The 12417-nt window shown below is 70.2% G+C and carries 13 protein-coding genes and 3 tRNA genes; 12 read left to right on the top strand and 4 right to left on the bottom strand.

Annotated elements, in window-relative coordinates; translation table 11 throughout:
• Window positions 1-81 precede the first annotated feature (81 nt).
• From J2754_RS03375 to J2754_RS03390, 4 genes are all read left to right on the top strand, one after another.
• Window positions 82-861, top strand: coding sequence for a DUF7847 domain-containing protein (locus J2754_RS03375; protein WP_211086671.1), 780 nt, complete (start codon window positions 82-84; stop codon window positions 859-861).
• A 45-nt stretch (window positions 862-906) separates the two neighbouring features.
• Window positions 907-1674, top strand: coding sequence for an NAD-dependent glucose-6-phosphate dehydrogenase Azf (gene azf, locus J2754_RS03380; RefSeq protein WP_188877685.1), 768 nt, complete (start codon window positions 907-909; stop codon window positions 1672-1674).
• A gap of 78 nt (window positions 1675-1752) precedes the next feature.
• Window positions 1753-2622 (top strand): M48 family metallopeptidase, encoded by an 870-nt coding sequence (locus J2754_RS03385; RefSeq protein ID WP_188877918.1) that lies wholly within the window; start codon window positions 1753-1755, stop codon window positions 2620-2622.
• A complete protein-coding gene (locus J2754_RS03390; protein ID WP_188877687.1) occupies window positions 2622-2846 on the top strand; it encodes a hypothetical protein in 225 nt (74 codons plus the stop codon). Before J2754_RS03385 ends, J2754_RS03390 begins: the two co-directional genes overlap by 1 nt.
• Before the next feature lie 15 nt (window positions 2847-2861).
• Here J2754_RS03390 and J2754_RS03395 read toward each other — a convergent pair whose 3' ends face one another.
• On the bottom strand, window positions 2862-3440 hold the full coding sequence (locus J2754_RS03395; RefSeq protein WP_211086673.1) for a hypothetical protein: 579 nt from the start codon (window positions 3438-3440) through the stop codon (window positions 2862-2864).
• Between the two features lie 219 nt (window positions 3441-3659).
• Window positions 3660-3732, bottom strand: a tRNA-Arg gene (locus J2754_RS03400).
• A 210-nt stretch (window positions 3733-3942) separates the two neighbouring features.
• Here J2754_RS03400 and J2754_RS03405 point away from each other — a divergent pair.
• The 3 genes from J2754_RS03405 (at window position 3943) to J2754_RS03415 (ending at window position 7003) form a co-directional block, all read left to right on the top strand.
• Window positions 3943-5355: a single-stranded DNA binding protein gene (locus J2754_RS03405; RefSeq protein ID WP_211086674.1), complete on the top strand. Its 1413-nt coding sequence runs from the start codon at window positions 3943-3945 to the stop codon at window positions 5353-5355.
• Window positions 5356-5558: 203 nt separating this feature from the next.
• Entirely contained in the window at window positions 5559-5993 is a 435-nt protein-coding gene (locus J2754_RS03410; RefSeq protein ID WP_188877690.1) for a histone, read from the top strand.
• Window positions 5990-7003: a histone deacetylase family protein gene (locus J2754_RS03415; protein ID WP_211086675.1), complete on the top strand. Its 1014-nt coding sequence runs from the start codon at window positions 5990-5992 to the stop codon at window positions 7001-7003. The genes J2754_RS03410 and J2754_RS03415 overlap by 4 nt, the downstream gene beginning before the upstream one ends.
• On the opposite strand, the gene cca is transcribed toward J2754_RS03415, so the two are convergent.
• On the bottom strand, window positions 6982-8343 hold the full coding sequence (cca, locus tag J2754_RS03420; RefSeq protein ID WP_211086676.1) for a CCA tRNA nucleotidyltransferase: 1362 nt from the start codon (window positions 8341-8343) through the stop codon (window positions 6982-6984). The two genes, J2754_RS03415 and cca, sit on opposite strands and share 22 nt — an antisense overlap.
• 102 nt (window positions 8344-8445) lie before the next feature.
• On the opposite strand from cca, the gene J2754_RS03425 reads away from it, so the two are divergent.
• Both J2754_RS03425 and J2754_RS03430 read left to right on the top strand, forming a co-directional pair.
• Window positions 8446-8518 (top strand) — tRNA-Asn (locus J2754_RS03425).
• 299 nt (window positions 8519-8817) lie between these two features.
• Window positions 8818-8924 (top strand) — tRNA-Ile (locus J2754_RS03430).
• 239 nt (window positions 8925-9163) lie between these two features.
• On the opposite strand, the gene J2754_RS03435 is transcribed toward J2754_RS03430, so the two are convergent.
• Window positions 9164-9769: a hypothetical protein gene (locus tag J2754_RS03435; RefSeq protein WP_188877694.1), complete on the bottom strand. Its 606-nt coding sequence runs from the start codon at window positions 9767-9769 to the stop codon at window positions 9164-9166.
• Between J2754_RS03435 and J2754_RS03440 the strand changes: the two genes are divergently transcribed.
• The 3 genes from J2754_RS03440 (at window position 9768) to J2754_RS03450 (ending at window position 12386) form a co-directional block, all read left to right on the top strand.
• On the top strand, window positions 9768-10766 hold the full coding sequence (locus J2754_RS03440; protein WP_211086677.1) for a PLP-dependent cysteine synthase family protein: 999 nt from the start codon (window positions 9768-9770) through the stop codon (window positions 10764-10766). The genes J2754_RS03435 and J2754_RS03440 overlap by 2 nt on opposite strands.
• A gap of 192 nt (window positions 10767-10958) precedes the next feature.
• Complete coding sequence (locus tag J2754_RS03445) at window positions 10959-11276, top strand: DUF6498-containing protein (RefSeq protein WP_211086678.1); 318 nt, start codon at window positions 10959-10961, stop codon at window positions 11274-11276.
• 6 nt (window positions 11277-11282) lie between these two features.
• Window positions 11283-12386 (top strand): DUF6498-containing protein, encoded by a 1104-nt coding sequence (locus J2754_RS03450; protein WP_211086679.1) that lies wholly within the window; start codon window positions 11283-11285, stop codon window positions 12384-12386.
• The last annotated feature ends 31 nt before the right edge of the window (window positions 12387-12417 follow it).

Here is a 12417-nt window from a genome sequence, read left to right on the forward strand (position 1 = left end):
CCCAGACGCCCCTCCACGCCGTCCCTCTCTCTCCCACACCGACCGAAACTCTAACACGCCCGGGACCGAACCGAGCGAACGATGTCCCTGAACGTCGGCGACGCGCTCGAAACCGCCGTCAGCCGCACCACGACCCGTGCCGGGCTGACGCTCGCGTGCGCGTTCTTCGTCCTCCAGTTGCTCGTCACGCTGTTCACCACGAACATGAACGCGGCCATCCAGTCGGTCGCCCCGCCCGGCGAGATCGCGCCGATCGTCCTCCCCGTTGGCGCGCTCGCGAGCGGCGTCCTCAGCCTCGTCGCCTACGTCCTCTTCGCCTACATCGGCATCGTCGCCATCCGCTCGATGGTGAGCGACGTCACAGACCACGTCCCCGGGGAGTTCTTCACTCAGAACGTCGGTCCCGCCCTCGTCTGGTGGTTCGTCGCCTCCATCGTGGTCGGGATCCTCGTGACCATCGGGTTCGTCCTGCTCGTGGTTCCGGGGATCTACCTCGCGCTCGGTCTCGCCTTCACGCTCGTCTACGTCGCCGTCGAGGACGAGACGGCCTTCACCGCGATGCAGTCCTCGTGGGACCTCGCGTCCGGCAACCGGTGGCGCCTCCTCGCGACCTTCCTCGTTCCGGGCGTCGTCTACATTCTCGTCGCCGGCATTCTCGGCGTCATCCTCCCGTCGACGACCGTCGCGGGATGGGTGCTCACGGGCCTCGTCGGCGCCGTCTGGGCGGTCTTCATCCAGGCGCTCCTCGGCGCGTGTTACCGACAGCTCCGCGACGCGGCCGACGACGCCGGTACCGAGAGCGACGTCGGGCCCGCCGACGGCGGCGACGACGCCCCGCACGCCACCGTCGCGGACGCCTGAGCGAACCGCGCCTTACTTTATCGTCGCCGTCCCACTTCGAGTCGAATGGACGAACTGGTCCTCCTCACGGGCGCGCGGGGACGCGTCGGGCGAGCGGTACTGGAGGGTATCGGCGACGCGTACGAGTGGCGGTTGTTCGACCGTGACCCGCCCGCCGAGGAGTCCGACCACGAGTTCGTCGTCGCCGACGTGACGGACGACGAGGCCGTCCGCGACGCGATGGCCGACGTCGACACCGTCCTCCACCTCGCCGGCGACCCGCGCCCCGAAGCGCCGTGGAAATCCATCCTCACGAACAACATCGACGGCACGCAGACGGTCTACGAGGCCGCCGTCGACACGGGCGTCGAGCGCGTCGTCTTCGCCTCCTCGAACCACGCCGTCGGCCACTACGAGACCGAGCGCAAGCCCGACATCTACCGCAGGGACGACGACTACCTCCTCGACGGGAGCGAACTCCCCCGGCCCTCGAACCTCTACGGCGTCTCCAAGGCCGCCGGCGAGACGCTCGGGCGGTATTACCACGACGAGCACGACCTCTCGGTCGCCTGCGTCCGCATCGGCAACCTCACGAAGGGCCATCCCCCGATCGACTACGAGCGCGGGCAGGCGATGTGGCTCTCCTATCGGGACTGCGCGCACCTCTTCGAGCGCTGCATCGAGGCCGATTACGGCTACGAGATCGTCTACGGGATCAGCGACAACGACCGCAAGTACTACTCCTTGGAGCGCGCGAAGGAGGTCCTCGGCTACGCTCCGCGGGACAACTCCGCCGAGTACACGATGGGCGGCGAGCCGAAGGAGAACGTCTGAGACCGGCGCGCGACCACCCAACTTATCCGGTATAAACCCGTAGCGGTGCCCATGAGACACCCCGGACTCAAGCTCCGGATGGCGGTCGTGGGCGCGATCCTCTTCGCGTTCTACGCCGTCGTCGCCGCGGTCGCGTACGCCATGGGCGTCCCGCTCGTCCTCGTGCTCCTCGGGAGCGTCGCGCTCGTCGGCGTCCAGTACAAGATCGGCAAGTGGTCGGCGTTGCGATCGGTCGGTGCCGAGGAGATGCCCGAAGACGGCAGGTGGGGCGACGTCCACCGCCGCGTCGAGGCCCTCGCCGACGACATGGGCATCGAGAAGCCGCGCCTGATGGTCGCGGACATGGGCGTCCCGAACGCCTTCGCGGTCGGCCGCAAGGGCGCGGCGACCGTCGTCGTCTCGAACGAACTCGCACGAACCCTGAACGACGACGAACTCGAAGGCGTGCTCGCGCACGAGCTCGCGCACGTGAAGAACCGCGACGTCGTCACGATGGTGATCGGACAGGGGATCGCTTCGATCGTCGGGATCGCCGCGCAGTGGCTCGTCCTCCTCAGCGGCGACAACGACATCGCGGACTTCTTCCTCTCGATGCTCGTCGGGACCGCCGTCCAGTTCGTCGTGATGCTCTTCGTCCTCGCCATCAGCCGCTACCGCGAGTACGTCGCGGACGCCGACGCCAAACGGTACATCGGCAGCGGCGAACCCCTCGCCCGCGCGCTGGAAAAGATTCAGCGCGGTAACGAGGCCCCGAGCGCGAGCGGGTCCGCCACCCGCCAGCGCGGTCGGCGCGGCCGCGGTCAGCGCTCTCGCGGCGGCCAGTCCAGCGGCGTGAACGAGCAGGTCGGCGCGCTCTGCATCTTCGACGACGACGATCGTTCGCTGGTGACGAAGCTCGTCGCCACCCACCCGCCGGTCGAGAAGCGCATCGCGCGCCTCCGCGAGTGATGGAGCCGCGCACCGCGCTCGCCGTCGGCCTCGGTGCGGGTCTCGGCGCGCTCTGCCTCGCTCGGCCGGACGTCGTCCGTCGACTCAGCGCGTTCGGCGCGACGACGCCCGACCGGACGGGCCAGTACGGCGACGACGGCCCGGCGTCGACCCGCGCGACGTGGGTCGTCCGCGCGCTCGGCGCGCTCTGTCTCGCCGTCGCCGCGTACGTCGCGGTCGCGTAGCCCGATCCCGAATCGCTACCCGAACAGCCCTTCGACGTCCGCCTCGCGCGCTTCGCGTCGCTCCACGCGCTCGACGAGCCGCTGGTACGCGACCGGGCGGGCCTCGGGGTCGGTCACGACGTCGTAACAGAGCGCCACGAACGCGTTCGCCTCCCCGTCGAGGTCGGATCGCGCGTATTCGACCGCCTGCTCGACGCGCGCCCGGTCGCCCCCGGCCGCGGCCGCGACCGCCGGCGCGAGCGTCAACACGCCGTCGACGTCGAGGTCGTCGAGCGCGACCGGCCCCCCGTCGAGCGCGATCGCGGGCGGACGACGCCGCGCTATCACCTCGGGATCGGCCGCGACCGTATCGAGGTAGTCTCGGAGCGCCGCGACGCCCACCCCCCGTTTCACGTCGAACTCCGACAGCGTCTCGCTCGCCGCTCGGGCGTCCGCCGCGACCCGGTCGAACGATCCGGCGCGACCGCGGACGATCACGGACGCGGCGTCGGCCAACTGCTCGCCCGGCTCGTTCGCGTCGCGCCAAACGTCGCGTGCCGCGGCGTACTCCCCGGCGTCGAACGCCGCGATGCCGGCGCGCACTCCCTCGTGCATACTCGACGTTTCGCGTCGCGCGGAGAAAGACGTGGCGCACGCGGGGGCGTGAGGGTGGGGGGAGGGGTGACCGCGCGCCGCCGTGACCGACTCGACGAAGCGGCGTGTCACGACGACCGGATCCCTCGCTGTCGCCCGTCGTCTACGGTTCGACGACCGTCCGGACGTGACTGGCCGGATCGGTGAGGCGGAGCCTCGTCGCGAAGTACCGTGAAGGAACGTCCGGACGGAGATTTGAACTCCGGTCCCTGGCTCCGCAAGCCAAGAGGATAGTCCACTACCCTACCCGGACTCACTCTCTCGTAGCCGCAGGGTACGTAAAGTGGTTACGATTCGACCCCCGTCGTGGGTGTGGATCGCGTCCCGCACGCGCCGCCGCGCGACCGCGAGTTCAAGGCGAATGGAGAACTGACGTACGACCGATGAGCGACCGACAGCGGGCCGGAAACGGGCAAGGACAACGCTTATGCGCGGGCCCACCTTGGGCTGAACTACGATTATCATGGGTGCGATAGAGGATACGTACGCCGACCTGGAGACCGACGAGGTCTCCCTCGACGAGTTCCGCGAGGCCGTCGCGGAGAAGGTCGAGCAGATGGGTGGGCTGGCGGACGACGAGACGGCCGCCATGCTCCTCGCGCACGAGCTACAGGACGGGGAGGTGAACGGGATCGCCGACGTCACCCCGGAGATGGACGAGGCGAAGTTCGTCGGCAAGGTCGTCTCCGTCGGCGAACTCCGGACGTTCGAGCGCGACGACGAGGACGCGGAGGACGGGCGCGTGCTGAACGTCGACGTCGCGGACGAGAGCGGGACGGTCCGCGTCTCGCTGTGGGACGAGCAGGCCGCGAACGCCGCGACGGAACTCCAAGCCGGCGACGTCATCCGGGTCGCCGGGCGGCCGACGGACGGCTACAACGGCGTCGAAGTGAGCGCCGATCGCGTCGAACCGGACCCCGACGTCGACATCGACGTCCAGGTCAGCGACACCTACCGAGTCGACGACCTCTCGGTCGGACTCTCGGACGTCACGCTCGTCGGCGAGGTGCTCGACACGGACGCCGTGCGAACGTTCGAGCGCGACGACGGGAGCGAGGGGCGCGTTTCCAACCTCTCGGTCGGCGACGAGACGGGCCGCGTGACGGTGACTCTCTGGGACGACCGGACGGCGGCCGCCGACGAGTTCGGACCGGGCGACGTCGTGGAGATCGCGGACGGCTACGTCCGGGAGCGCGACGGCGCGATCGAACTCCACGTCGGAGACCGGGGCGCCGTCGAGGCCGTCGACGCGGACGTCGAGTTCGTTCCCGAGTCCACGCCGATCGACGACCTCGAAATCGACGACGTCGCGGACATCGCCGGCGTGATCCGATCCGTGGACGAGAAGCGGACGTTCGAGCGCGACGACGGGAGCGAGGGCCAAGTCAGAAACGTCCGGTTACAGGACGACACGGACGACATCCGGGTCGCGCTCTGGGGAGAGAAGGCGGATCGCGACGTCGGACCGGGCGACGAGGTGCTCTTCACCGACGTCGAGATTCAGGACGGCTGGCAGGACGACATCGAGGCCTCCGCGGGATGGCGCGCGAGCGTCGTCGAACTCGCGGACGGCGCGACGACGGCCGTCGGGGACGACGAGTCGTCGTCGGAGGAGACGACCGGACTCGGTGCGTACGCGGACGGAACCGCGCCCGAGACCGACGAACGCGACGCGGGCGACGGCGATGGCGCCGACGACGCTGGCGAGGACGTCGAGTTCACGGGGACGGTCGTGCAGGCGCGCGATCCCGTCATCCTCGACGACGGGACGGAGACGATGAGCGTCGAGACGGACGCGGACGTCACGCTGGGGGAGACGGTGACGGTCCGCGGGCCGGTGCGCGACGAGCGCCTCGACGCGGAGGAAGTCCGCTAGTTCTTCCCCGTTCCGTCACGCCCCTCTCCACCTCGACGTCTCGATTCGGGGCGTCTTCGGCCCCGGTCGCTCCGGGTCGTCCGCCGTGTGATCGCGGGGACGTGGCCGGTCACTCACGCGGCCGTGGCGATGACCGCCCGTCGGCGATTCCACGTCGATCGGGGACGGAAAACGTTAAGGGTCGTACACGCACGTTTCAGGGTATGAGTGTCGAGCTCCCGTTCGCGCCGGTGGACACGGTCATCCGGCGCGAAGCCGGCGACCTCCGCGTGAGCGCGGACGCCGCGGAGGAACTCGCCCGCCGCATCCAGCGTCGCGGTGCGGCCCTCGCCCGGGAGGCCGCGGAACACGCGACCGACGCGGGCCGCAAGACCCTGATGGTCGAGGACTTCGGCTTTGCGGCCGAAGCGCCCGAACGCGACGATCTGACGCTGCCGGTCGCGCCGGTCGATCGGATCGCTCGCCTCGACATCCCGGACGAGTATCGAGTGGCGGCCGACGCCCGCGTCGCGCTCGCCGCACACCTGGAGGCGTTCGCGGACGACGCCGCCGAGGGCGCGGCGACGCTCGCCCGCCACGCCGGTCGTCGCACCGTGCAAGCTGAGGACGTCGAGACGTACTTCGAGCTCGTCGGATGAGATTCGGCGTCAGCGACGTCTGCGCGGAGCACGACCCGGGCGACCGACATCCGGAGAACCCCGACCGGATCCGCGCGATCAGGCGCGCGCTCCAGAAACGCCACGGCATCGAGTACGTCACGGCCGACCCCGCCGACGAAGACGACGCCCGTACCGTTCACGACGCCGACTACGTGGACGAGATCCGCGAGTTCTGCGACGACGGCGGCGGGAGCTGGGACCCCGATACCGTCGCCGTCGAGGCGACGTGGCGCGCCGCGCTCGCTTCGGCCGGCCTGTCGATGTGGGCCGTCGACGCCGCGCTCGACGGCGACGATGGCCGGACGACGCCGTTCTCGCTCGGTCGACCCCCCGGACACCACGCCGTCGCGGACGACGCGATGGGGTTCTGCTTCCTGAACAACGCCGCCGTCGCCAGCCAGCACGCCCTCGACGCGCGCGACGTCGAGCGCGTCGTCGTCTTCGACTGGGACGTCCACCACGGTAACGGGACGCAGGACATCTTCTACGACCGCGGCGACGTCTTCTACGGATCGATCCACGAGGACGGCCTCTACCCCGGGACGGGCGACATCGAGGAGACCGGCACGGGTGACGGCGAGGGGACGACGATGAACGTCCCGCTTCCCGCCGGCGCCGACGACGCCGACTACTGTCTCATCTTCGACGAGGCGTTCGCGCCCGCCATCGAGTCCTTCGATCCCGACCTCTTCCTCGTGAGCGCGGGGTTCGACGCCCACCGCCACGATCCCATCTCTCGGATGCACGTCTCGACGGACGGCTACGGCGCTCTCACGACCCGCGTGCGCGACCTCGCCGACCGCTGCGACGCCGCGCTCTCGTTCGTCTTAGAGGGGGGCTACAGCCTCGACACGCTTTCCGAGGGCGTCGGGATGGTCCACGAGGTCTTCGACGGCCTCGTCCCGGAGGGCCCGGACACCGACCCCTCTGAGGAGGCCGCGGCCGTCCTCGACGACGTCCGAGACGCTCACGGCCTCGGGTCGAAGTAGGCCGCGAGCTCCGTCCCGAACTCCTCCGCGAGCACCGCGACGTCGGCGTCCGCGAGGACGACGTAGTCGCCCGCCGCGACGAGACGTTCGACCGCGTGGCCGAGCGCGACCGACTCCAACTCCGATTCGGCGAACGCCGCCGCGCTCCTCACCGACCGCTCGCGCTCGACGACGTAGCGATCGCCGTCGATGTACGGCCCGTACACCGCGTCGTCGTCCGCGTACTTCTCGTAGAACCCCGCGGCGTGCTCGCCGACGTGCACCGGCGGCCCGCGGTGTCGTTCGATCGCCGGGAGCTCCGCGACCGCGAGCTCGCAGAAGAGGACCGCCGTCTCGTCCGCCCACGTCGCCGCGCGCACCACCTCGAAGCCGCGTTCCTCCAGGCCGCGGACGAGGCCGTCGAGCGAGCGACGGAGCTGCGGATAGCGCTGGTCCTCGACGAGCCCCGCGAGCCGCTCGTCGTCGAACCGAACCGCGAGCGCGCGCGTCCCGCGGTCGGCGAGCGCCGCCCGCACCGCCGCGGCGTCCATCGGGTCGCGCGCCGACGTGAAGAAGTAGCTCTCACGTGGGTCGTCGCGGAACCGCCGGGCGTAATGCTGGAGGCGCGCGACGTTCGCCGCCGAGACGACGGCCGCGACGTTCCGTTCGGGGTCCGTCGGGTCGACGACGACCAGCGGGTCGTCGAAGCTCGCCTCCCCGTGACTCTCCGGATCGAGTTCCACCGGCGGGTGCCACTCCGCGGCCGCCTCCAAGAGCGCTCGGAAGCCCCCGTATTCGAGCACGAGGAGCTCCGTGAGGTAGCCCGAGAACCCCTCGGTCTTCAGATCCGAGCCGTACGCGCCGATCCCCTTCAGGAACTGCTTGCAGAGCCGAACGTCTGCCGCGAGGTCGTCGTCGAGGCGCGCCGCGAGATAGTCCGTGTGGAACGGCGTCCGATCTACGGCCGAGCGGATCTCGCGGGCCGATTCGACGGCGTAGCACGGAACGAGATCGACGTCGTACCCCTCGAACTCCCCCTTCACGTACGGGTGTTCGGCGTACTCCTCGTGGCCGTTCGGGAGGACCGCGTTCCCGACGGCGAGGCCGTGTTCCTCCAGCTCGTCGCGCTCCAGCGACGGCGGGAAGCGCACGAAGACGTCGATGTCCCGATCGCCGCGCACCCACGTTCCGCGGGCCGTACTCCCCACGCGGACGACGTCCGCGTCGAGGTCGCGCTCGTCGATCGCCGCCTCTGCGCGCTCGACGAGTCGATCGGCCACCGTCCGCAGTCGCTCGCGCTCCGTGGCCGTCGGGTCCACGCGCTCCCGAACCGCCCGCAACACGGCGTCCGTCTCGGTCATGACCGCGTTACGCCCGCCTCGTTTCAAAACCCGTCGGTGGCCGCGCCCGGGGGAAAACGAAAGCCATATTTGAACGACACCGCTACGGTTGAGTGCGAGCAAGCCGCCATAGCTCAGTTGGTAGAGCACCTGGTTGTTACCCAGGTTGTCCCAGGTTCGAGCCCTGGTGGCGGCGTACTTTTGCGAAGCAAAAGTGCGCTCAGTCAGACGCGCGGCGTCTGACGCGAGTTCAGAAACGCGTAGCGTTTCTGAAAACAGCGCTCCTCACTTCGGCCGTCGCTTCACGAGACACAGAGTGCCTCGTTCGCATGCAGAACGCGTACACGTTCTGCACACGGCGTCCATTCCCCCTCGGAATTACGTCTACCCAGAAACACATCGCGTTTCTCCACTCGCTTCCGTCCGTGCCCCTCGCCGCCCCGACGGGGCGAGTCCCGACACCCTAAAGACGACGCGCCCGATACGGCGGTACGAGGGCCCTTAGCTCAGTCTGGTTTACAGCCCCCGGCTCATACCGGCCGCGACGACCAGTCCGACCGTGGGACACCGGGTGATCGGTGGTTCAAATCCGCCAGGGCCCATTCTCCTCCCGCAGACTCGTCGGCGTTCGCTTGACACGCTACGGTCTGCGTGGACGCCCGACGCTCGTCGTCACTGCCTGCGCGTCACTCCTCGTCGCCGCCCTCGTCGGCGTTGTCGGCGAACCCCTTGTACGTCTCGCTCGGTTCCTCGTTGCTGAACGGGGAGCTCTCACTTTCGCTGTCGTCGCCGTCGTCGGTCATACTCCACCCGTGGGCGCGCGCCCCCGTATACGTTCCCCCTACATCGGGTGCGTGACGACCGCGCTGAAGACGATCCAGACGATCGATCCGCCCTCGATGGCGTAGACGTAGTTGAGTCGATACGCTTGTTCCGACGCCGAGCGTTTCGCGTCGCGGATCGCCGCCGGGTAGATCGTCCCGACGGCGTGATGGAAGTAGTCCTCGACGTCGATATCGTCCTCGACGAGTTCCTCGAAGCTGTCCGCGTTCATCCCGGCGCCGACCGGTGCGCCGCGCAAGAGCCCGAAACACCAGATCGAGACCGCGATCAGCCCGAGCACGCCGATGGCGGTGTAGAAGAGGAGGAGACTCGACGGGCGCGTCCGGTAGAGGCCGGCCGCGAGGATCGTCAGGATGACGGCGTTGAGCCTGATGACCTGATAGGCGCGCGTGTTCAGCTCTTCGAGGGTGTTAAGGTGGGTTTCGAGGACGAACCGCGCGTCCTCCAGCACCTCGCCGTCGTCGTCCATCGCGTGCGCTGTCCGTACGCCGCGAGCACCCTTGAACGTCGGTGTCGAGACGCGTCGGCCGGCCGGCGGCGTTTCGGCCCCCTCCTCGCTCTCGGCCCGTTCCTTTACCACGCCGCCGCCGCTGTTCTTCCCCATGGCCGATGCACCGCCGGTCGACGAGTCGCACATCGGCGAGACGCCCCTGCTACGGGTCGAGCACCCCGACGTCCCCTGCGAGGTGTACGCGAAGCCCGAGTGGTACAACCTCCACGCCCACCCGTACGGCGGCGGGTCGGTGAAGAGTCGGATCGCGCGCTCGATGCTGGACGCCGCGGCGGCGGCCGACGACCTCGACGACGACGCGCTCGTCGTCGAGCCCTCCTCGGGGAACACGGGGACGGCGCTGGCGCGCCTCGGCGTCGCGCGCGGCTACGACGTCGAGATCGTGATGCCGGCGGAAGCCCCGGTCGAGAAGGCCGAGGCGATCCGGGCGGCGGGGGGGACGGTGACGGTCGCGCCGGACTACGAGACGATGTTGGCCGTCGCTGATCGCCGCGTCACCGAGGCGGACGCGTACATGCCGGATCAGTACGCGAACCCGGCGAACCCCGCAGTCCACGAGCGGACGACGGGTCCGGAGATCCGCGCGCAGACGGCCGAGCGTGTCACGCACTTCGTCGCGGGTGCGGGCTCAGGCGGCACCGTCACGGGCGTCGGCCGCGCGCTCCGCGAGCGCGGCGACGTGACGGTCGTCGGCTACGAACCCGCGGAGCCGCGCCACGGCATCGACGGGCTCAAATACGTGCGCGGGTCGCGCTACCACGATCCGGCCGTCTACGCGGCCGACGAACTCGACGCCGTCCTCTCGATTTCGACCGCCGACGCGTACTACGAGGCGCGGCGCCTCCGCGAGCGCTACGCCGAGCGCGATCCCGAGATCCACGACACCGGGCAGTACGACGCCGCGCTCGTCCGCGAGCACCTCCGCGCCGACGGCGAATTCCTCGTCGGGCCGTCCTCGGGGGGCGCGCTCGCCGCGGTGACGCGTCTCGCCGACCACGGCGACCTCGGCTCCGACGACGTCGTCGTGGTTCCCTTCCCGGACCGCGGTGATCGATACGCCCACGTCCCGCTCTGGGACGACTACCTCTAGGGCCCGTCGGATCCCGTCGTTTTTCCGGATCGCCCCGAAAGCGGGGCGTGATGGCCGCCCGCCACGCGTCCGACCGCGATCGCCGCGGTCCATCCTCCACACGTCACGCGTCGCACGCCGATCGCCGCGCGGCTCGTTCCCTCGACCGCCGCGCCTCGTTCGTCCACCACGTCCTCTCGCACTCCCCCGGCCGTGAGTGACTCGGAGACCGACGCGCGGACGGCCGCGCGGCGCACCGCGTCGTTCCTCGCCGTCGCCGCCGCGACTCTCTATCCGCTCGCCGGCGTCCTCGCGTTCGGCTGGGATCTCCTCACCGTCCTCGTCCTCTACTGGGTCGAGATGGGCGTCGCCGCGCTCTGGGGCGTCCCGCGGGCGCTACTCGCCGTCCCGTTCGACCGCTCGGTGAGCTCGCACGCCCTCCCGCTCGCCGGCCTCCGCGAGAAACGCGGCGGGTGGACCTATCGGGGTCACACGCTCTACGTCCGCAACGTCCCGACGGCGCTCCTCTAGCTCTCGATGCTCGGGACCGTCTGGGGCGGGATCGGCCTCTACTTCGCCTACGCCCTCGATCTGTGGGGCGCCCTCGGGGACGCGCGATGGCTCACCGTCGCCGCGGGCGCGCTCGCGATCGCCGTCGCGCACGGCGTCTCCTTCGTCCGCGAGTACGTCGGCGAGCGGGCGTACGAGCACACGTCCGCCCGGATGGCGATCTCTCACACCGGCCAGCAGACCGTCTTCGTGTTCTTACTCGCCGTCCCGGTCGCCGCGAGCGAGTCGTTCCGTGCGGGTGGACTCGCGGTCGTGACCGGCGTCGTCGCCGCGAAACTCCTCGCGGAGACGTACCGCCGCGTGACCGACGACGAACCCGGCAACGGCGTCTTCGCCGCGGTCTTCGGCGACCGGGACACGACCGTCGACGCCCCGACCGTCCCGGTTCCCGAGGGCGACCCGGACGCCGTCCGCACGCCCGACCCGCGCGCCGTCCGCATGGAGTGCGCCTGTCGCGGGCTGGCGACGCTCGTCAGTCGGCCCGCGGTCCTCTGTGCGCTCGCGGCCGCCTTCCTCGCGGTCGTCCTCCGCTCGCCCCTCGCGCTCCTCCCCGCCTCGCTCCTCGTCGCTAGCGTCTGCCTCGGCGCCGCGGGTCGCTACCTCCGACTCGGGACGATGGCGTTCCACCGGTACGGCGAGACGCTCGTCGGCCACGACCGCCTGCTCGACGAACCGCAGTGGCGCGCCCCGCTCGACGTCTGCGAGGGGTCGATCCCCCGACGCCTCATCGATCGGGTCGCCGACACCGCGCTCGTCGAGCTCGACTGGCGCGACCCGGGCGACGGGTACTGGCCCGACGCCGCGTACGACCCGGAGCGGACGCGCGCGACCGTCGGTCCGTTCGCGGCGTTCAGCGACGCCGTCGTCGCGCTCGACCTCCCCGTGCGTCCCGCAGAACGTCCCGAACCGAATCGGACGGTGGCGTACGCGGCGCTCGCGTTCGTCGCCGCCTTCGCGTGCGTTCCCGCGGCGGCGTGGCACGTCAGCCACGACCCGGCCGTCATCGTCGTCGCGTTCCTGTCGCTCGTCGTCGTCGGGCCGTTCGTCGTCGTGGCCGTCTACTACCTCTGAAGTCTTCCCTTCGCCCACCGACACCCGTTTT

This window comes from Halarchaeum nitratireducens, assembly GCF_017874695.1.
Classification (GTDB): domain Archaea; phylum Halobacteriota; class Halobacteria; order Halobacteriales; family Halobacteriaceae; genus Halarchaeum; species Halarchaeum nitratireducens.

Coding starts and splice junctions, on each gene's coding strand:
- J2754_RS03375 (WP_211086671.1), top strand. CDS start 82: ATGTCCCTGAACGTCGGCGACGCGCTCGAAACCGCCGTCAGCCGCACC.
- azf (WP_188877685.1), top strand. CDS start 907: ATGGACGAACTGGTCCTCCTCACGGGCGCGCGGGGACGCGTCGGGCGA.
- J2754_RS03385 (WP_188877918.1), top strand. CDS start 1,753: ATGGCGGTCGTGGGCGCGATCCTCTTCGCGTTCTACGCCGTCGTCGCC.
- J2754_RS03390 (WP_188877687.1), top strand. CDS start 2,622: ATGGAGCCGCGCACCGCGCTCGCCGTCGGCCTCGGTGCGGGTCTCGGC.
- J2754_RS03395 (WP_211086673.1), bottom strand. CDS start 3,440: ATGCACGAGGGAGTGCGCGCCGGCATCGCGGCGTTCGACGCCGGGGAG.
- J2754_RS03405 (WP_211086674.1), top strand. CDS start 3,943: ATGGGTGCGATAGAGGATACGTACGCCGACCTGGAGACCGACGAGGTC.
- J2754_RS03410 (WP_188877690.1), top strand. CDS start 5,559: ATGAGTGTCGAGCTCCCGTTCGCGCCGGTGGACACGGTCATCCGGCGC.
- J2754_RS03415 (WP_211086675.1), top strand. CDS start 5,990: ATGAGATTCGGCGTCAGCGACGTCTGCGCGGAGCACGACCCGGGCGAC.
- cca (WP_211086676.1), bottom strand. CDS start 8,343: ATGACCGAGACGGACGCCGTGTTGCGGGCGGTTCGGGAGCGCGTGGAC.
- J2754_RS03440 (WP_211086677.1), top strand. CDS start 9,768: ATGGCCGATGCACCGCCGGTCGACGAGTCGCACATCGGCGAGACGCCC.
- J2754_RS03435 (WP_188877694.1), bottom strand. CDS start 9,769: ATGGGGAAGAACAGCGGCGGCGGCGTGGTAAAGGAACGGGCCGAGAGC.
- J2754_RS03450 (WP_211086679.1), top strand. CDS start 11,283: ATGCTCGGGACCGTCTGGGGCGGGATCGGCCTCTACTTCGCCTACGCC.